We start from the raw sequence: 19482 nt of genomic DNA on the forward strand, positions 1-19482 counted from the left end.
TGCTTATCGTTTGCAAACGCTTTTTTGTGGGGATTTCTCATCAAGTTAACACAATCGATTTAAAAGGTTTTTCTACCCTCAAGTGCCGCAATTCTATTTTCAATGGAAGGGTGAGTGGAAAATAGAGAATCCCCTTTATTAAAAATAAACGCCGCTTTGCGATAAGCCCGCCCCGTTGAACCATCTTCAAAATTTTCAGTTTCATGTTGTGCTGAAATTTTCTTTAGTGCATTAATCATTGCTTGATTATCTTGGGTTAAATCAACGGCGGCAGCATCTGCCATATATTCGCGTGTGCGTGATAAATAAAAATAGAGCACTTGAGTAATAATGGGTAATACTAGATTTAGGATAATTAGTATCATTCGTGCTTTGCTTGCCGCATCGTTGCTCTTACCTCTACTACCAGAGGCGATATAAAAGCGGCTACCAAAGATATTGGTTACTGTAAGAATAACGTTAGCTAAAATACCTACATATAACGTTAATCGTGAATCACCATGAATGATATGCCCTGTTTCATGGGCTAATACGGCTTGTATTTCTTGTCGATTTAGACGAGTTAATAGACCTGTTGTTACACCAATAATGGCATTTTTCTCAGACCAACCAGCCGCAAAGGCATTAGCTTCAGGTGTATCAATAATATAGAGCTTAGGAATATAGCCTAATGTGGCACTTAAGCTAAGTTCTTCAACAATATTAAGTAGCTGACGCTCTTGTGCATTATGCGTTTCATCAGGGCTAATTAAACGGGCATTCATTCCCGTTAGCATGATTTTATGCCCTTTAAAATGAATGATGATTAATAACACTATCGAGATAGCTAAAATAATAAATGAGGCAATAGGTGTTGATTGGAATGTCAGAAATGCCAGCATATTATCGACTAAATCTAAGCGTGGATCAGCGCCGATAGCTGTGTCGACTAACAGACCGATAATTAACATCAGTAATAAATAAGTCGCGATAACAAAACGAGTACGAATTGCGTTTTTACGCAGAACATTTCTGAAATCCATTTAGAGACTCCAAACAGCACCGTTAAGTGCTGTTTTTATCAATCTATTTGTAAACGTGTATTACCTTGATAGCTGGATTAATCGAAATTAATACGGCGATCTTCTTCAGATTTAATTGTTGCTTCATCAAGACGCCAATACTCTTTATTAATCACTAGACTTGGGAAAATCTTGACGATAAATAGCGCAGGAATAGAAGCAATAAATGCACGATATTGCTCTAAGGTACGGTTATAGCCACGTTTAGCAAAAGAGAGCTTATTTTCTGTTGAAACAATCTCTTCTTGTAGATTTGCCATAATGGTATCGGATTTTAATTCTGGGTAATTCTCAACCGCCACATTAATAGCACCACTAGAAACTATTTTTGATAATTCATTTTCTGCCGCTTTTGCTTCTTGGCTATTTGCGCTTTGTGCTTGTGTACGTAATTGGGTAATTTGAGTAAATACTTCAGACTCATGGCTAAGATATTTTTTTACAGTCGCTAATAAGCTATCAAAGACTTTGCCACGGCGATCAAGTTGTACAGAAATTTCTGTTTCACTAGAGATAACCGCTTCACGCATAGTGATAATTCGGTTGTAGTAATAAAAAATCAGACCCAATACAGCGATGGTAATTATTAATCCAGTCATGGTGAAACGCTCTCTTTTTAATAGTAAACAGGAAAATCCGTTGATCCATAAGGGCTAATTTTGCCTACTATTTATCAATATAGCCAGACGATTATTTCAGCATAAAGTAAGGGAGATAAAAATAAGATAAGTAGGCATTTTTACTCTGTTTTTTGTTTTATTCATTATTATGCAAACAAAAAAGCCCTGAAATAATTCAGGGCAAATAATCAAGGTAATGCTAGGGCAAAATAAATATCCAAGTGATCATGATGTTCAGCGCTAAACTAAATTTTTAATTTAGACTGAGTTAATACAGATTAAAACCAAGGTGCATTAGCCATTACATTGCCATAAAACAGCATTCTTCCGGCAATTTCACCGCTAAAAAGCATCAAAATCGCAATAATAGAGAGTGCCGTTTTATTGAATAAAGCCGAGTGCGCTAAAGTTATCACGATTGCAGCTAAAATGAGGCTGGCGATAACTTGCCACCATAACAGCAAACTTGCGACATCAGCGCCCGCCACTTGAGCTCTCATCACTAATCCCGCTAATACAAATAGTGCACCAATAACTGCACCCAGTTTTAGTGAGTTAGTGGCTGTTTTGCCTTGTAAACGCAACCAAGGGATCAATGTAGCAAAGCCTAACAACAGCGCGGTGCCAATAAAGCTAATTTGTGTTGCTGGTGTGTGCCAAAGTGGATGCGCTTGCATTTGATAATAGATTTGCGCAGTAACTAAAATTATTGGTAATCCTATTACACCACAGAAGAGACCTAATAAACTGTTACGACGAATAGCGTGAGGTTGTAGCCAACTCGCTAATGCCCATAAAGAGATAAGCCCATTAAGCAATACAAAGGCTATTGCTTCACGGCTTAACCATGAATGTGTAATGCCTAGTACAGAACGATAAGCACCAAGAGGATCTCCTAAGTGCCCCATCGACATGGAAGAACCTATTACCTCAATAAGCCAAATTGCAGCAATAGTAGTACGCAGTGCTTTGGCACTTAACATTGCGCTACTCTGCTTTTGGCTTTGCCATTGATAGAGAGAAAGTGCTAATACTGCACCAATTCCCCATTGGCTCATTACCGTAAATAGGACTAAAGGCAGTTGGTATTCATGCATTGGTTAATCCTCCATGCCAATAATGACAATATTGGGACCACTAATGGTGTGATCAGGCACGCCATAGCGTTTTTCTAATAACGCCCAATTGGTTGTGTGTTTACTGCGTAATTCACTGATTTCGCCAAATTCGATGGCACCAGCAGGACAAGACTCAACACAACGCGGTTTTAATCCCTCATCAAGTCTATCTGCACACATATTGCATTTACTGGTTTTACCTTCAGCGGGATCATAAACAGGCGCATTATAAGGACATGCCATAATGCACATCTGACAACCAATACATTTCTCGTGATCTTGCACGACAATACCGTCTTCACGTTTAGTGTAAGTATCGGCAGGGCAAACTTTTAAGCACTGTGGATCATCACAATGGTTACAAGACATGGTAATAAAAGCTTGAGCATTGGGTTGATCTTCATCGAAATCGCGTACTCGACGCCATAACACACCCGGTGGTGTGACATTTTCTGATTTACATGCCATTGAACAGGTGCGACAACCATAGCAATCTTTCATGTTCACCAGAAAGCCATACTGTTTCTTCGCCATGATTATGCCTCCCGTCTTACGTTAACTAAGGTGCTGTTACAGCAATGCCCATCACCTAAAGGTTCTGCATGATCGTTAGTGACATGGCTACTACTGCCACCTTGTTGTTCCCACCAGCCATTATCAAGAGAGACAACCCCTTGTTTAATATGTGTAGTCACTATTGCAATTGCTCTATGTTCGCCCCGATGGTTATAAGCAACAGCCCATTCACCATTTTTAATGCCACGCTCTAAGGCATCGTTGGGGTGAATAAGTACATTAGGTTGATTACGTTGTACTTCTAAAATCCACTCATTCATGCCGTGGCTAGAGTGAACACTACGGGCTAACTTACGTTGTACCGCCATAAGAGGATATTTTTTGGCAAGCTCAGGAGAGCCTTTCACTGACTCTTTAACAGGATAATAAGTCACTACAGGGGAGTAATTTTTCTTCTGCCACTCTTCAATAAAGAAGTGTGCCTTCTTAGTCGATGTGCGGAAAATACCCTCTTTAAATGGGATCCAATCACCTTCAACGGGGCGTACAGGGCCTTTTTCTAGCATTTGACGAGTAATGCCTGAGCCTGCAAGGCAAGTATCAATATAGTGTTCAATAGGTTGATTAAACACTTCACCAAAGCCAAAGCGTTCAGCAAGACGAGCAAAGATCCAATAATCTGGTTTTGCTTCTCCTGGTGGTTCAACGGCTTTTTCCATTAACTGTACATATTGACTACGAACACCTGCCATTAAGCTGGTATCTTCAAAAATAGTGGTAATAGGGAGAACTAAGTCCGCATAAAGTGCGGTTGATGACATTAAGTTGTCAGCAACAACCACAAACGGTACTTTTTGCAGGGCTTTACGCACCATATTGGTGTTAGGTAATTGCGTCATTACCCCCATTGTCATGATCCACCAAAAATTAATGGGGTGAGGTCTTTCATTGACAATCCATTCACCCACTTTAGCCACGGGAATAGGCTTAATCGCTTTGGCATTGGGTGCTGGTGGAATAATTGGGTTAAATTTCGCCATTTGACGAACACCACCCGCATCGCAAATACCAGCTCCTTTTTTACCAATATTGCCGGTTAATAGTGCAAGGTAAAACTGGCTTGCCGCGACATAAGCACCAAATTCAGTGCGTTGTGCACCTGACATATTTTGCACAATCATTGCTGGTTTTGTGGTGGCGTAATCACGAGCTAAACGAATAATCGTCTCTTTAGGGATATCCGTTTCTTCGCTAGTTTTCTCAATCGTCCAAGGTTTAGCTTGCTGATAGATTTGCTCGAAAACAGTGACATAATCGGCATCACTAGGAAGTTCACTATGAGTTAACGCAGGGACAATATTTGCTGTATCGTGACGAACAAGTTGCTGGCTTAGGGTATCAAATACTAAATAACTATCTTTATCATCAGACGATTGGCGTAACAGCTGTTGCTGCTGATTAACTAAATAAACCGCACCAGTATGAGCGCGTAAAAAGGCGTTATCAGTCAGATTTTCTTCAATAATTAGCTTTATCATCCCCAGTGCGAGTGCCGTATCTGTACCGGGAACAATGGGGATCCACTCATCGGCTTTAGCGGCTGTTTCATTAAAGCGAGGATCAATCACCACCATTCTTGCGCCATTACGACGAGCTTGATTATAATTCTTAAAATAGGCATGCATAGTCACGGCAGGGTTATTACCCCAGCATAAAATATAGCGGCTATCTTTTACGGTATCGCGAGTATCGGCATAACGTAATCCAACCATTGGGATCATCGCCGCCGTTACCGCAGAGCAACACAGTGATCCTGCTTGTTTTGTTGAACCGCCAAGATAGTCAAAGAAGGCTTTACCCATATCATTTTTGATGGAATCCATATTTCCAGCATGGGTAGAGATAAATAGCCCTTCATTGCCATATTTATCAATGGTTTCTCTAATATTTTTTTCTATTAAATCAAGTGCTTCATTCCAGCTAATGGGTTTGAATTCAGCTTTGCCTTTTTCGCCAACACGCAATAAAGGCGTAGTTAATCTCTCTTTATGGTATACCCATTTAGTACGGCTTATTCCTCGTAAGCAACATTTCACATTAAAGCCTTCTGTGGCTTCAATTTTGATAAGTTTTCCCTTATGAGTGAAAGCTGTTAGGTTACAATGCAGACATTCCATTGCACAGGTTGAACGAAAGGTTTGATATTCGGATAATTTTATCCGTGGTTTCTGGTTAAATAGGGGATTGTTTTCATTAGCAAGACTGAATGCGTTAGGAGAAAGGGCGGCAACACCAATGGCTCCCATTCCTTTTAGCAACGTTCTTCTATCTAATTCCCACTGTTTATCTTTATACATAGGACATTCTCACGCACAATAAAGTTAACTATATATAAACCCGGTTCATCTTTAGTTAACTTGAGTTAGATCATCAAAAAATAGACAATAAAAACAATCGACAGAAAATGATTATTACCCTTACTTTTAAAAAGGTTTTTGGTGAATAAAACTACAAATAAAGATAAACAAAGAATAAGTGGATATCGTAATAAAACAGAATAAATAACGAGTGGGTATAGGAAAATAAATGCAGAATTCTCAAGGGGTTAACTCAGTTGATATCGCAATTACTATTTTAGAGTTTATTGCAGCTAATGGTGGTAGCGCTCGTTCGTCGGATATTGCAAAAGCGTGTTCACTGTCAAAAAGCCGGTTACATAAGTATTTAGTTTCGCTTTGTCGATCCGAAATGTTGTATCAAGAGAGTGAAGGAAGTCGATATTGCTTGGGTTGTAAAATATTAACGCTTGCGTCAGCAACTCAAGCACCGCTTTCATTAGTTGATGAAATTAACCGGCTATTATGTGAGTTTAGAGATGAACATAATATGTCTACGGGACTTGTGATATCACAAGGAAGTCAACTGCTTCTTACTCGCTATAATCGTAGTTTTAAACATGTTGATATCGATTTTTTACCCAATACTGAAGTTCCTCATAAAGTGAGCGCAGCAGGTGCTATTTATGCCGTATTTAGTCATTTAGCAATTAATTCTGGTTTAACAGAAAAACAGAAAGAGAGTATTCGCCAACAAGGTTTTTCTATTCGCCATGAGCCAGCAGAAGGTATTCCAGGTGCGCAATCTATTTCATGCCCAATCTTTAATCAAAAAGGGGAAATGGTGGCTGCTGCATTAACAATGGGATTTATTGATCCACAAAAGCAGATCCCGCTAGGCATCGCGTTAAAAGAGAAGATGACACAATTAGCACGTTAATTATCTTCGCTACTATTTTTTGGCGCTTTGCTCTTGATTGCAAAGCACCAACAGTAATAAAAATTCAATTTTAGGAAAAAAGCGCTTGAGCGAGAATCTCGTCCTCTTTTTGAACACCGGGTAATGTGAAGTAGTAACCACCACCAAAAGGTTTGATATAACGTTCTAATGGCTCACCATTTAGACGTTTTTGAGTATCGATAAAGCCTTTTTTAAGATTATTTTGATACGAGATAAAAATAAGCCCCATATCCAATTGCCCTGATAGTGTTAATCCAAGGGAGTAACTGTAACTACGGCGACGTAACTTAGCACTATAACGTTCTGTGTTTCTAGGTTCGGCTCGTCTCATATGAGAATCAAATAAGACTCTGTCACCATGAGGATCTAGTTTAAACTCAGGATCATCCATTTCGTGTTTCATGCCAATTGGTGCGCCCGTTGTACGATGTCGTCCAAAATTATTTTCTTGATCTTCAAGTGGCGTTCTATCCCAAAACTCCAATGCAAAACGAATAAGACGAATAGCTTGATAACTACCACCAATACACCATTGGGGCTCTTTTTCTTTGTCTGTTATCCAAACCATATCTTCCATTAATGCATTATCTGTTGAAGGGGCGTTACCTGTACCGTCTTTAAAGCCGAATAAGTTGATAGGAGTCTGTTTTTTATCAATATCACGAGCGGGTAAAAAACCATCAATTTTCCATACTGGATGTAACTGACCTGATAGATATTTTAAAATATCCCGTAGTGCGTAAATAACACTTTCTTGGCTATTTGCACACAGCTGTAATAACAGATCACCACGACACCATTTATCGTCTAGTCGATCATTAGGGAAAGGCTTCATTGGCTCTAACCGTTTAGGTTTTTGGGCTTCAAAACCAAAGCGGCTATCAAAGAAAGAGTCCCCTAAAGAAACGGTAATTGTTAATTCATCAGGCTGTAATTGAGTGCCTAAAATACCTGACTCCGCAGGTGGAAGATGTGGATTCTCTCTCTGAGCTAAATGACGAGGTTGAGTCAAAAAAGCAATGCGCTGCGTTAATATTGTAAGTACTTGCTTAACTTCTATAGCGCTAGATACAGTAAGATTTAATGCAATAAAAGAGGCATGCTTTTGCTCAGGGGTAATAACACCCGCCTGGTGTTTTCCTAAATATGGGATAGCCCGCTGATAACGTAGTGCCGATGAACAGTCACTATTTTGTTGTGCTTTTACACCAACACTGGCAAGTAATAAGCTGCCACCTAACCATTTTAACGTATTACGTTTATTTAGGTTAATGGGGGTTTGCGGTTTTAATAGGCGTTTATTTTTCATCACTTTCTTCTTTATAGTGATAGTAAACATCAATGTTGAGCGTGGCGCGCAAAGTGGCAACTTGCTCTGCTAATTGAGTTATTTGAGAAAAAAGCCAACTCTTTTCAATTTCAGGTAGTTTATCTAAAGGTTGAAATAGACCTTCATCAAGTTGGTATTTTAATAAAACTGAGGCTATTTTTTCATACTGTTGTATAAGTGAATGGTATTCATCAGAAGGAATATGTTCAGATAAGATCTCTATAATTAAGCGTGATCCTTGTAAATTGGCATAACTATCAGTGAGATCAGTATGTGAATATTGATTTTCAATACCCGCCAGTTTATCAGTTAAAATAAGCTCTAATCCATCGCCAGCCGCCTGAACTAATTTAGGAATAGGAATATCTTCTATCGCTAAACGTTTTTTAAGGTCGCTAATATTTTTAACGAGAGCTGTTGCTGAAATAGCTGATTGTTGTAGATCGTTTAGTGCAAATAATTGATATTCCACTAAATGAAAGCCTGAAAAACGAGGGGCATTCTCTTTTTCAAGAAAAAAACTTGCTCGATTATTGAGTTGGCGTTCACTACTACCAAATAGCGAGATAATTGGGCGAATGACTTCATAATGATAATGTGCTTGTTGATAGGCATTTTGGGCATTAATCAGCTGTTTTTTTTCACTATAAACAATCAGTTTATTAAGTGCTGCTTCGGTTTTTGCTAATTGTTCAACGGCTGCCTGCCGATAATTTAGAATATTAGTGCTAAATTTTTCAGGTGTTGGAATATCCCCTTTAGAGACAATTATATTGTCTCCTTCTTGCACACTACCTTGAATGATTTTCTTTGCCGAAACCGGGAACGCGAATAAGAGTATCAGTAAAAAAAGAGTATGTTTTTTATAATGATAGCTATTGCTCATTGCGATTGCCTCGCTTAAATAGCAGTGCAACAATAATCCAATAAACCACAAACGTTATTACACTTAAACCAATTGGCTGAGATCGATAAGCGAAGAAAGAGACCAAGAAGTTACCAAATACACTTGAGTCATCAAGAATATGGCTAATATCCCACAGTGGATAAATAAAGAAATCAGGTAAATCGAAATCAAATTCAATAAGCAGATTTGCAATTTCTTCTACTGCTTTTAATAGCAGTGAAACGGCAAGAAATAGTAATAAGAAACCGGTAATAGTAAAGAAATAGCGCCATGAAATGACTTTTGACGTCAATAAAAATAACCAGAGTGTTAATGCTGCGACAAGTAATCCAACGGCAACTTCAATAAAGAAGGGAAGCGCGCTCTGGGCGTTAAGCGCCATAATATGGCTAGAGAGAAAGACCACCACTTCACTGCCTTCACGGGCAATAGCAATAGCGATAATTAGCAAAATGCCCCATGCGCTTTGCTGCTCTGTTTTTTGTGTGAGTTCGTTTTCAATATTCGCTTTTAATGATTTACCCTGCGCATTCATCCAATAAACCATTTGAACGATTAAGATACAGGCAAGTAGCTCCATCACAATCATAAATAGCGATTGCCAAATATCTTCTAGAGAGCTAAATACGCCATAGATACTTAAGGCGAGAAGACAAGCAAGCAGTAGACCAAACCCGACGCCACCCCAAAGATATTTCATACCTTGCTTGGGAGCCGGAGAGCGCTTTATCCACGAATAAATAATGCCGATAACTAATAGTGCTTCAAAGCTTTCTCGCCAAACAACAAATAAAACTTGTCCCATTTTTATTCATCCTTCTCGATAGCAATAATTTCACCTTGGGGGTGAGAAAGATGGAAGTCATCAAAGAAGGTATAACGCCCAGGTTTTAAGGGAGCAATAACCACAACTGAATTTGCACCTGGTGCTAAAACTTTCTCTTTACGTAATTGCGTACTTTCAAATTCAACAGGGCTAGTGCCCGTGTTACGAATTTTTATTCTAATGGGCGTTTTTGCAGGAACTTCAAGTGATTGTGGAATGAGCTCACCATCTCTCATTTCTAATTCAACCGTGTATTTTTCTGCAGCAAATAAAGAGCTACTGACAATGAGTAGTGGCAATAACAGATACTTAGAGAGATGTCTTATCATAAGTGTTTCGCTGAAAGAGAGATAAATAGGATAAACTCAGCACAATGAGCTTATCCATCACTATTTTATTAGTAGCTACCTTTACGACCTGTTCCGCTGTAAGTGAAATCCCACGAAACTTCAAACGGTTCAAACCAAGGAGCAACACCGGTTTCTTTGTCGATATGGCGACCAAATGCAATATCTTTATTATATGAAGGCGGATAAATTTTATAGGTAACGTTATATTTTCCGTTGCCATCTAATTTAAGGTTTTCTCCATAATGCGCGCCATCGTTGGCAACCATTGCCATAAATGTGCCTTGCTGTTTTTTCTCTGGGGTATCTGTTTTGGTGACGGTATATTCTACGGTGAGGTAAGGGATCCAATCACCTTCAGCAAATCCATTTGGATTATCTTCAGTAGCATGAATATCGGCTTCTAAATGAATATCTGCTTTATCTGCTGGCAGATGGTTCATTGCGTGATGACCTTCTTCGGTATCCATAGTGATAGGTTGCAGATAAACACCTTGAATTTCCATCCCATTTTTAAGAATAGGTTGACCTACTGGGTACTCTAAAGCCAATGCGGATGTTGATAAAAAAGTTAATGCAGTGAGTGGAAGAGCATAGCGATATTTCATGTTTGATCCTTATAACTCGAATGATAATTGTTATTATTCTCGCTAAGATTAACACATTTTCTATTACTAAGAAGAGGTAATAGTTAAGAAAAATATCGCTTAGGTAGTAGAGTAAATGACAGTTAGTATTTATAAGTAACTATTTTTTAATGAAAAAAAATTTGTTCATATTAAATAAAAAGAGTTAAAAGATGAGAGGCGGTGCGCATATTAAATAAAGCGTAATAGTGAAATTATTGAATAATACTCGTTAAATGTAATTGTAGATGGAAATCCAATTTGCGGATTACGAATAAACGGATTTCCATATTAAGATGCATTAAATCTGGCTTTGAGCGCTCCAAAACTGCTTAGATTGAGTCAGGGCAGAAACAGAAACTTGTTCATCATTAGGAGGAAGAAAGAATGCTGGCGTTACTTTTAATTCTTGAGCAATATGAAACAGCATATCAACGTCAATTTTGCATAGCCCATTCTCATAACGTGAAAATTGTTGTTGGCTGATACCGACACGTTCTGCGACAGCTTTCGCTGACAAACGTAATTGTTGGCGTTGTTTACGAATTTTCTGCCCGATAATTTGAGAAATGGGATAAATCTTTGACATTAGTGACCTCATCCTTTCTATCAACCCCTAATAATATTCAGCTAGCTGAATATCAATGCTTCAGAGATGGAATTTTAGTGTAGACAAGCTTTCCTGCTTGAATGAGTAAAATCCATACTCTTGTGTTATCGGTTAATTACTTGAATTATTTATAGTCACTTGATTGTGATGCAATACTATTTTTCTTATTTACTATTTTACAAGCAGAGTAATTATCAGCACGATAATCGATAATTTTTTGATTAACAGTGCGATATATTGCCAAATATCCTATTTTATGATTATTTTAGCTCGCATTTATGATTGATAAAGAGTAAATAGTTATTGTACAAAAACAATAATAAAACCCTCTTTGACTGATTCCGCTTAAAAATACCTTTTATATTCTTTTTATAACTGGCTATTTTTGAGCTTTTTTTTACTTTTTTTTTTCAATATTCCCCCATTTTGTCTTTATTGATGCCGAAATTTTTTACTTTATTGAAATTGTTAAAATAGCATTCACTTCTCATTGTTTATGGCGTTAATATTGTTATAGGCAATACTTATCTTAGTAAGTATTGCAGGGTAATAATTTATTTATCGTCAAGGTCGAGATTATGAATGTAAAAGAGATCATTCGTCATGAGCCATTTGGAACATTGCTAGGTTATGCCCCTGGTGGTGTTGCAATTTACTCCTCGGATTACAGCAGTATTGATAAAGAAGACTACGCAGCCAATGATTCATTTCGTAGTTATATTGGTAATGAATATATGGGGCATAAATGGCAATGCGTTGAGTTTGCAAGGCGTTTTCTCTATTTACATTACGGTACTGTTTTTACTGATGTCGGTATGGCTTATGAGATCTTCTCATTGCGTTTTTTACGCAAAACCATTGATGACGATATTTTACCTTTACAGGCTTTTGCTAATGGCAGCAAACAAGCACCTACTGTTGGTGCCTTGCTTATTTGGCAAGAGGGTGGTGAATTTAAAGTTACGGGGCATGTCGCTGTTATTACAGAAGTTTTAGAAGATAAAGTGCGTATTGCAGAACAAAATGTGATTCATACACGATTACCAGTAGGGCAACAGTGGACACGAGAGCTACCTCTTCAAGTCAATGAAGAGGGTTATTTTATTCAGGATACCTTTGATAACACCACACTCTTAGGTTGGATGATCCAAACTGAGCCTAATGCTTATAGTTTGCCTCAACAAAAAGTGGTTCCTGAATATTTAGCTATTCATGCAGAGCTGATTGAAAATAAAGGTCAATTTGCTGGTAAATGGTTAGATGAAAACAGTGAACTCGAAAAGGCTTATGTATTAGCGCAGCACGGTCATATTATTAATCAAAATAGTTATGAATATTTCACGATTTCAGAAAGTGCAGAGCAAGAGTTAATTCGTGCAAGTAATGAATTACATTTGATGTATTTGCATGCGACTGAAAAAGTGCTTAAGGATGATAAGTTACTGCGCTTATTTGATATTCCTGAAGTCCTTTGGCCTCGTATTCGTCTGTCATGGCAACATCGACGGCACCAAATGATCACGGGAAGATTAGATTTTTGTATGGATGAACGAGGTCTAAAAGTTTATGAATATAATGCTGACTCGGCATCTTGTCATACTGAAGCGGGTTTAGTTATTGAAAAATGGGCAAAACAGGCTGGTATTACTCAGGGTTTTAACCCAGGCGAGCGTTTATTAGATGCACTTGCTGACGCTTGGAAACATAGCGACGTTAAGCCTTTTGTACATATTCTTCAAGATGATGATTGTGAAGAAGATTACCATGCACTCTTTATGCAGCAAGCGCTAACAACGGCGGGTTATGAAAGCAAAATTTTACGGGGATTAGGTGAGCTTCATTGGAATAACCAAGGGCAACTTATCGATGCTGATAATCGTAATGTAGAATGCGTATGGAAAACGTGGGCATGGGAAACCGCGTTAGATCAGCTAAGAGAAGAGAGTGAGCAACAAGCGCTTATCCCAATTCGTACTGGGGCATTTGAGAATGAAGTCCGTTTAGTTGATGTATTATTACGTCCCGAAGTCACTGTATTTGAACCACTTTGGACATTAATTCCAAGTAATAAGGCAATTTTACCTGTTTTATGGCAGCTTTTCCCAAATCATCCATATTTGCTCGATACTGATTTTGAAATTACACCACATTTAACCCAGCGTGGTTATGCCATTAAACCAATTGCAGGGCGTTGTGGTAATAATATTGGATTAGTGGATCATAAAGAAAATGTATTAGATGAAACCTACGGTCAATTTGCTCACCAAGAGAATATTTATCAAGAATTGTGGTGTTTACCAAAAGTGGCTAATCGCTATATTCAGGTTTGTACCTTTACTGTTGGTGGACACTATGGCGGCTGCTGTTTACGTTCAGATCCAACCTTAGTGATTAAAAAAGAGAGTGATATTGAGCCATTAATAGTGGTAGAAGATAAGCACTTTATAACTAAGTAAATGGTTTAAATATTGTAGTTTATAAATAAAAGCCATATATTTATATGGCTTTTATTTTATCATAAAAATTATATTCAAAGGTATTCTTTATAGCACATAATATGTTGTGAAGAAGATGAATAGTCTGACATTCTATTTTTAATTATTTTGAAAGTGCTTTTTATTTCATCTTTATTAGGGCTTTTTTCATGGCGAGTAATCATAGTTTGGAAATCTCCCAAATAAACTGACTCTATACTTAACCATACATTATCAAAGTTATTAAATATTTCACTATTACTCATATCCTCACTAATCCAACTTGGTTTCACTTTCCCTGCATGAATAATGTCGTTTTTTATCACAATTGACATCATATGAAAAAAATCAGTGTCTGAGTTAATGAAATTATTAATTTCTTTTTCTGCAATAGACATATAGCCCTCCTTCATCATCTAACATCATTATTAGTGTTTATGAAAAAAAATCAATTTAAAATGGCAAAATAAAGCTAATAAGATTATTTAACAATTAATGTATTGAATGAACGTTTTTATTTATAAAATTTAAATACTTATTTGGATAATTATATTATTAAATATAAAAAAACTAGAAAACTACATTCCCTCTTTAATCTGTTTTTTTAGCCACTGGATAAACAGTTGTACTTTAGCATTGTTCTTTTCATTACGCGTGACAAGGTAATAGCGCTGTTCACAAAAAAGTTCGCTATTAGCAAAAGGAGCGATTAACTCTTTACTTGCCAGCCTATTTTTTACTAAGCGTTTTCTTCCCATTGCAATACCCGAGTGATTGACTGCTGCAATTACCGCTAAGTCTGAGCGATCAAAGCAGATATTACTGCGGTTAGGAAATAAAGCGATCCCCATATGTTCACTCCATGCGCGCCATTCATCAAAGTCAGAGTTATTACTCCAAGCTTGTCTATCATGTAATAGAGTGCAATTGGCAAGGTGATGAAGATTACCAACTAATTCAAATCGTTTTGCATATTCTGGGCTACAAACAGGAATAATCGATTCAGAGATCAAATCTTCACAATAAAGGTTTTGCAGATGTTTATCGTCAAAATAGATTGCAAGGTCAACACCATAGCCACGGAAGTTAATATCATCATTGCCTGTTAGTAGATTTAACTCAATTGAAGGATAACGTTGGGTAAAATCAGCAATACGAGGAACTAACCAGCATTGTGCAATAGAAGGGCGTGAATAAACCGTTAATATGCCAGAGACTTCTTGGTTATGAATATCTAAAATTTCTTGATTGATATCTTCAAGCGTTTTTTTCAATGCCCAATAAATACGCTCGCCTTCTTCTGTAAGTTCAATGCGGCGGTGATAACGATCAAAAAGCTTAATTCCCAACTCTTCTTCAAGTGTGTTAATGCGATGACTAATGGCACTGGGTGTTAATGAGAGCTCTTCTGCTGCTAAAGCAAAGGATAAATGGCGACCTGTTGCTTCAAAAGTGTGAAGTCGCGCTAATTGATAACTCGATAATCGTTTATTACGCAAAATAACGCCAGATGACTCAAACATTCTATTTTTCTCCCTGTTATCCAAATAGTAACGCAGGTTAACAATCAAGCTAATATTAAGATGAAATACTGTGACACTGATCATCGCATTGTGATGTTTTGCGGAGTTGATCACGTATTTGAGTTAATTGAGTTCATCTTAGTGTAAATTTTCATCATTTGTAAGTATAGAATGATTAATATTCAATATGATTAACAATAAATAAAACATTTGGGATGGATATATGGCTTCGACTCTATGGGTACTAAGTACTCTTATTATTAGTATTTTGCTCATTGTTTTTACTATAGTAAAACTTAAGTTTCACCCCTTTCTGGCTTTACTTTTAGCTAGCTTCTTTGTGGGGACAGCAATGCAGATGAACCCACTAGAAATGGTGAATGCCATTGAAGGTGGTATTGGCGGTACTTTAGGCTTTTTAGCAGCAATTATTGGTTTAGGGACTATTCTCGGTAAGATGATGGAGATTTCTGGTGCGGCTGAACGTATTGGGATCACACTACAAAAATGCCGTTGGTTATCACCCGATGTTATTATGGTTCTTGTTGGCTTAATTTGTGGTATTACACTTTTCGTCGAAGTCGGTGTGGTATTACTTATTCCTTTAGCATTCTCTATCGCTAAAAAAACCAATACATCATTATTAAAATTAGCTATTCCTTTATGTACTGCGTTAATGGCAGTGCACTGTATTGTTCCCCCTCATCCAGCAGCTCTGTTTGTAACTAATGAATTAGGCGCAGATATGGGGACTGTGATTGTTGCAGGTCTTACTGTTGGCTTAGCGGCATCGTTAGTCGGTGGTCCACTATTTTTAAAAGTATTAGGCGACCGTTTACCCTTTAAAACGGTTCCTGAAGAATTTTCAGATATGGAAGTGCGTGAAGAGAAAGATTTGCCATCACTTGGTGCCACACTCTTTACGGTATTATTGCCAATCGCGCTGATGCTGATAAAAACAGCAGCAGAGCTAAATATGGAAAAAGGCACATCAATTTATACTGCGTTGCAATTTATTGGTAACCCAATTACAGCCATGTTTATTGCAGCATTTGTGGCTTATTACGTTTTAGGTATTCGCCGCAATATGGGTATGAGCACCTTGTTAGCTAAAACAGAAGACAGCTTTAGTTCAATAGCTAATATTTTACTGATTATTGGTGCTGGTGGTGCATTTAATGGAATTTTAAAAGGCAGTGGTTTAAGTGATGCTTTAGCTTTAATTCTCTCTAACCTCGATATGCACCCAATTCTATTGGCTTGGTTAGTAGCAATTATTCTTCATGCGGCAGTAGGTTCGGCAACGGTAGCAATGATGGGGGCGACGGCAATTGTTGCACCATTAATGCCTATGTATCCAGATATTAGCCCTGAAATTATTACCCTGGCAATTGGTTCAGGTGCGATCGGTTGTACTATCGTGACAGACTCACTGTTTTGGTTAGTAAAACAGTACTGTAATGCCACGTTAAGTGAAACCTTCCGTTTTTATAGCATCGCAACTTTTATTGCCTCATTTGTGGCTCTAGGCGGCACATTTATGCTTTCTTTTGTCATGTAGAAGAGAACAACTATGACTAATATTGATATAAATAAATTAGCAGATAACTTTCCACTGGTTCGTGATTTGGTGGACTTAAAAGAGGTGGTGTGGTTTAACACCGCCGTTACAACGACAACCCAGGGACTTTCTCGCGTAGGATTAACGCAAGATGATGTTATTGATGCTCAGGCTCGACTACAACGTTTTGCGCCTTATTTAGTCAAAGCATTTCCAGAAACAGCAGTAACGCAAGGAATTATCGAATCAGACGTTATCGATATTCCTAAAATGAAATTAGCACTAGAACAGCGTTATCACACGCCAATTGCTGGACAATTGCGCTTGAAAAAAGACAGTCATCTGCCTATTTCAGGTTCAATTAAAGCGCGTGGTGGTATTTATGAAGTACTTGCCCATGCTGAAAAATTAGCTATTGAGGCAGGACTTCTAACGACAGAAGATAATTATGAGAAATTATATTCTGATAAATTCCGCGACTTTTTTGCTCAATATAGTATCGCTGTAGGCTCAACAGGTAACTTAGGAATGTCTATTGGCATTATGAGTGCAAAGCTGGGCTTTAGTGTGAGTGTGCATATGTCTGCTGATGCTCGCCAGTGGAAGAAAGATAAGCTGCGCTCTCATGGTGTGAATGTTGTTGAATATGAACAAGATTACAGCATTGCAGTAGAAGAGGGACGTAAAGAAGCAGAAAAAGATCCTAACTGCTTTTTTATTGATGATGAAAATTCAACGACCTTATTTCTGGGCTATGCAGTTGCTGGTTTGCGCTTAAAAGCACAATTTGAAGCACAAGGTGTTCGTGTTGATAGTGAGCATCCACTATTTGTTTATTTACCTTGCGGTGTCGGTGGTGGTCCTGGTGGTGTTGCTTTTGGGCTGAAACTGGCATTTGGTGATGCAGTACACTGTTTATTTGCAGAGCCAACTCATTCACCTTGTATGTTATTAGGTGTTTACACTGGATTACATGATGGTATTTCAGTGCAAGAAATTGGTATCGACAATATTACTGCGGCTGATGGTTTAGCGGTAGGTCGCGCTTCTGGTTTTGTTGGTCGTGCAATGGAACGCTTAATTGATGGTTATTACACTATTGACGATCAAGAGTTATATAACTTATTAAGCCTGTTAAATAAAGAAGAAGGCATTAAGTTAGAACCCTCTGCATTAGCAGGAATGACAGGTGCTATTCATGTCACTCAAGCTAAGGAATATCTGCAACGCTTCTCACTAGATAGTCAAAAATTACAAAATACGACGCATTTAGTGTGGGCAACTGGCGGCGGTATGGTGCCAGCAGATGAAATGCAAAAATATCTCGCTCAAGGGAAATAGAGCAGGAGATGGCGTTATATGACATCTCTGTATAACGCCAAAATAAAGCAAGAAAATAAAACAACAATACAAAGTAACAATATAAGTAGTACTAAGTATCCAAACAAATAAGTTTTATAAAATAATAATAGAGTAATGCAGTAAAACACTGTGTGTCGCATCAATTTTAACACCAGGATGCCACACACCAGGGAAACAATGTTGTGTATTATAACTAAAAAAGAGGCACCCACTGGGTGCCTCGACTATTTGGTAAAGTGAAAATTATTACTATTCCAAAATAAACATCCCATAAGGGTGAATTTGTAAGTAATAGGTATCACCAACATCAGGTTGTAGTTGTGTGGCATTGACTTGAAGTAACAGCGTTTGCCCTTGCCATTGCACTGTAACTTCATATTGTGGTCCCATATAAGCAACATGCACAATTTGGCACTGCTGACAAAGTTCACCTTGTGCCGATAAGGTAATCGCTTCAGGTCTAACGCCCACTCTTACCTCAGTTTTACTTGTATTGAAAGTCTCTGGGCGAGGTAAACGATATTGGAATATCTCAACATAATCTGAACCTAGTATTGCAGGGAATAAGTTGGCATCCCCCATAAAACTTGCCATAAATTCAGATGCAGGTTGACGATAAAGGTTTTGTGGTGACCCTAACTGCATTATCTTGCCTTTGTTCATTACTAACACCATATCAGATACCGCAAAGGCTTCACTTTGGTCATGAGTAACATAGAGAGAAGTGATATTAAACTGTTGTTGTAATTCACGAATTTTCTCTCTCATACTACGACGTAAGTTTGCATCAAGGTTACTTAATGGCTCATCAAATAGTAGTACTTTAGGCTTTAAAATTAATGCTCGTGCTAATGCTACGCGTTGTTGCTGACCACCAGAAATTTGGTCAACAAAACGGTCTTCAAAACCAGCCAAATCCACCAGCTCTAAGGCTTCAGAAACGCGTTGTTTAATTTCAGCTTTAGGGCGACCTAACATTTTTAAACCATAGCCAATATTTTCACCTAAAGACATGTGTGGAAATAGGGCATAGGACTGAAATACCATGCAAATATCGCGTTGTTGAATTGATCTGTCAGTAACATCTTCACCATCGATAAAGATCTTGCCTTCTGTTGGTTTTTCTAAACCCGCCACTAAGCGTAATACCGTGGTTTTACCACAACCAGAAGGCCCTAACAATGAAACCATCTGACCTTGTGGAATTGAAAGGCTTAAATCTTCAATCACCGTATTAGTGCCAAAACGCTTAACGACATTTTTCAGTTCAACGAAATGTTGTTGTGTCATGATTTATACTCCGT

At 37.9% G+C, this 19482-nt stretch carries 18 protein-coding genes; 4 read left to right on the forward strand and 14 right to left on the reverse strand.

Annotated features, from left to right (window positions below):
* Positions 1-59 precede the first annotated feature (59 nt).
* The 5 genes from htpX to ABN099_RS04905 all read right to left on the reverse strand — a co-directional run bounded on the left by htpX (position 60) and on the right by ABN099_RS04905 (position 5672).
* Complete coding sequence (gene htpX / locus ABN099_RS04885; protein ID WP_349462559.1) at positions 60-1022, reverse strand: zinc metalloprotease HtpX; 963 nt, start codon at positions 1020-1022, stop codon at positions 60-62.
* A 77-nt stretch (positions 1023-1099) separates the two neighbouring features.
* On the reverse strand, positions 1100-1660 hold the full coding sequence (locus tag ABN099_RS04890; protein WP_349462560.1) for a LemA family protein: 561 nt from the start codon (positions 1658-1660) through the stop codon (positions 1100-1102).
* A gap of 299 nt (positions 1661-1959) precedes the next feature.
* Positions 1960-2778, reverse strand: coding sequence for a dimethyl sulfoxide reductase anchor subunit family protein (locus tag ABN099_RS04895; protein ID WP_349462561.1), 819 nt, complete (start codon positions 2776-2778; stop codon positions 1960-1962).
* 3 nt (positions 2779-2781) lie between these two features.
* Positions 2782-3333, reverse strand: coding sequence for a 4Fe-4S dicluster domain-containing protein (locus ABN099_RS04900; protein WP_349462562.1), 552 nt, complete (start codon positions 3331-3333; stop codon positions 2782-2784).
* A 2-nt stretch (positions 3334-3335) separates the two neighbouring features.
* The gene (locus tag ABN099_RS04905; RefSeq protein ID WP_349462563.1) at positions 3336-5672 is read right to left on the reverse strand and encodes a molybdopterin-containing oxidoreductase family protein; all 2337 of its coding nucleotides are present in this window, start codon (positions 5670-5672) and stop codon (positions 3336-3338) included.
* Positions 5673-5901: 229 nt separating this feature from the next.
* Between ABN099_RS04905 and ABN099_RS04910 the strand changes: the two genes are divergently transcribed.
* On the forward strand, positions 5902-6591 hold the full coding sequence (locus tag ABN099_RS04910; RefSeq protein WP_349462564.1) for a helix-turn-helix domain-containing protein: 690 nt from the start codon (positions 5902-5904) through the stop codon (positions 6589-6591).
* 70 nt (positions 6592-6661) lie between these two features.
* On the opposite strand, the gene efeB is transcribed toward ABN099_RS04910, so the two are convergent.
* The 6 genes from efeB to ABN099_RS04940 all read right to left on the reverse strand — a co-directional run bounded on the left by efeB (position 6662) and on the right by ABN099_RS04940 (position 11237).
* Positions 6662-7921, reverse strand: coding sequence for an iron uptake transporter deferrochelatase/peroxidase subunit (efeB, locus tag ABN099_RS04915; RefSeq protein WP_349462565.1), 1260 nt, complete (start codon positions 7919-7921; stop codon positions 6662-6664).
* A complete protein-coding gene (locus ABN099_RS04920; protein WP_349462566.1) occupies positions 7911-8828 on the reverse strand; it encodes an EfeM/EfeO family lipoprotein in 918 nt (305 codons plus the stop codon). The genes efeB and ABN099_RS04920 overlap by 11 nt, the downstream gene beginning before the upstream one ends.
* Positions 8818-9654, reverse strand: a complete 837-nt coding sequence (locus ABN099_RS04925; RefSeq protein ID WP_349462567.1) for an FTR1 family iron permease — start codon at positions 9652-9654, stop codon at positions 8818-8820. Before ABN099_RS04925 ends, ABN099_RS04920 begins: the two co-directional genes overlap by 11 nt.
* Positions 9655-9656: 2 nt before the next feature.
* Positions 9657-10004, reverse strand: coding sequence for a cupredoxin domain-containing protein (locus ABN099_RS04930; RefSeq protein ID WP_349462568.1), 348 nt, complete (start codon positions 10002-10004; stop codon positions 9657-9659).
* 68 nt (positions 10005-10072) lie between these two features.
* The gene (locus ABN099_RS04935; protein ID WP_349462569.1) at positions 10073-10630 is read right to left on the reverse strand and encodes an iron transporter; all 558 of its coding nucleotides are present in this window, start codon (positions 10628-10630) and stop codon (positions 10073-10075) included.
* Positions 10631-10949: 319 nt separating this feature from the next.
* Positions 10950-11237: a helix-turn-helix domain-containing protein gene (locus ABN099_RS04940; protein WP_349462570.1), complete on the reverse strand. Its 288-nt coding sequence runs from the start codon at positions 11235-11237 to the stop codon at positions 10950-10952.
* Between the two features lie 599 nt (positions 11238-11836).
* Here ABN099_RS04940 and gss point away from each other — a divergent pair.
* The gene (gss, locus tag ABN099_RS04945; protein WP_349462571.1) at positions 11837-13714 is read left to right on the forward strand and encodes a bifunctional glutathionylspermidine amidase/synthase; all 1878 of its coding nucleotides are present in this window, start codon (positions 11837-11839) and stop codon (positions 13712-13714) included.
* A 74-nt stretch (positions 13715-13788) separates the two neighbouring features.
* Here the strand turns inward: gss and ABN099_RS04950 are convergent, their stop codons facing one another.
* Both ABN099_RS04950 and dsdC read right to left on the reverse strand, forming a co-directional pair.
* Entirely contained in the window at positions 13789-14130 is a 342-nt protein-coding gene (locus ABN099_RS04950) for a hypothetical protein (protein WP_349462572.1), read from the reverse strand.
* Positions 14131-14310: 180 nt separating this feature from the next.
* Positions 14311-15255, reverse strand: coding sequence for a DNA-binding transcriptional regulator DsdC (gene dsdC / locus ABN099_RS04955; RefSeq protein WP_349462573.1), 945 nt, complete (start codon positions 15253-15255; stop codon positions 14311-14313).
* Positions 15256-15478: 223 nt separating this feature from the next.
* On the opposite strand from dsdC, the gene dsdX reads away from it, so the two are divergent.
* Both dsdX and dsdA read left to right on the forward strand, forming a co-directional pair.
* Entirely contained in the window at positions 15479-16816 is a 1338-nt protein-coding gene (dsdX, locus tag ABN099_RS04960) for a D-serine transporter DsdX (RefSeq protein WP_349462574.1), read from the forward strand.
* A 12-nt stretch (positions 16817-16828) separates the two neighbouring features.
* Positions 16829-18157, forward strand: coding sequence for a D-serine ammonia-lyase (dsdA, locus tag ABN099_RS04965; protein ID WP_349462575.1), 1329 nt, complete (start codon positions 16829-16831; stop codon positions 18155-18157).
* 270 nt (positions 18158-18427) lie between these two features.
* Here dsdA and fbpC read toward each other — a convergent pair whose 3' ends face one another.
* The gene (fbpC, locus tag ABN099_RS04970) at positions 18428-19468 is read right to left on the reverse strand and encodes a ferric ABC transporter ATP-binding protein (RefSeq protein ID WP_349462576.1); all 1041 of its coding nucleotides are present in this window, start codon (positions 19466-19468) and stop codon (positions 18428-18430) included.
* Between the last annotated feature and the right edge of the window lie 14 nt (positions 19469-19482).

Source organism: Proteus hauseri (assembly GCF_040139125.1).
GTDB lineage: Bacteria > Pseudomonadota > Gammaproteobacteria > Enterobacterales > Enterobacteriaceae > Proteus > Proteus hauseri_B.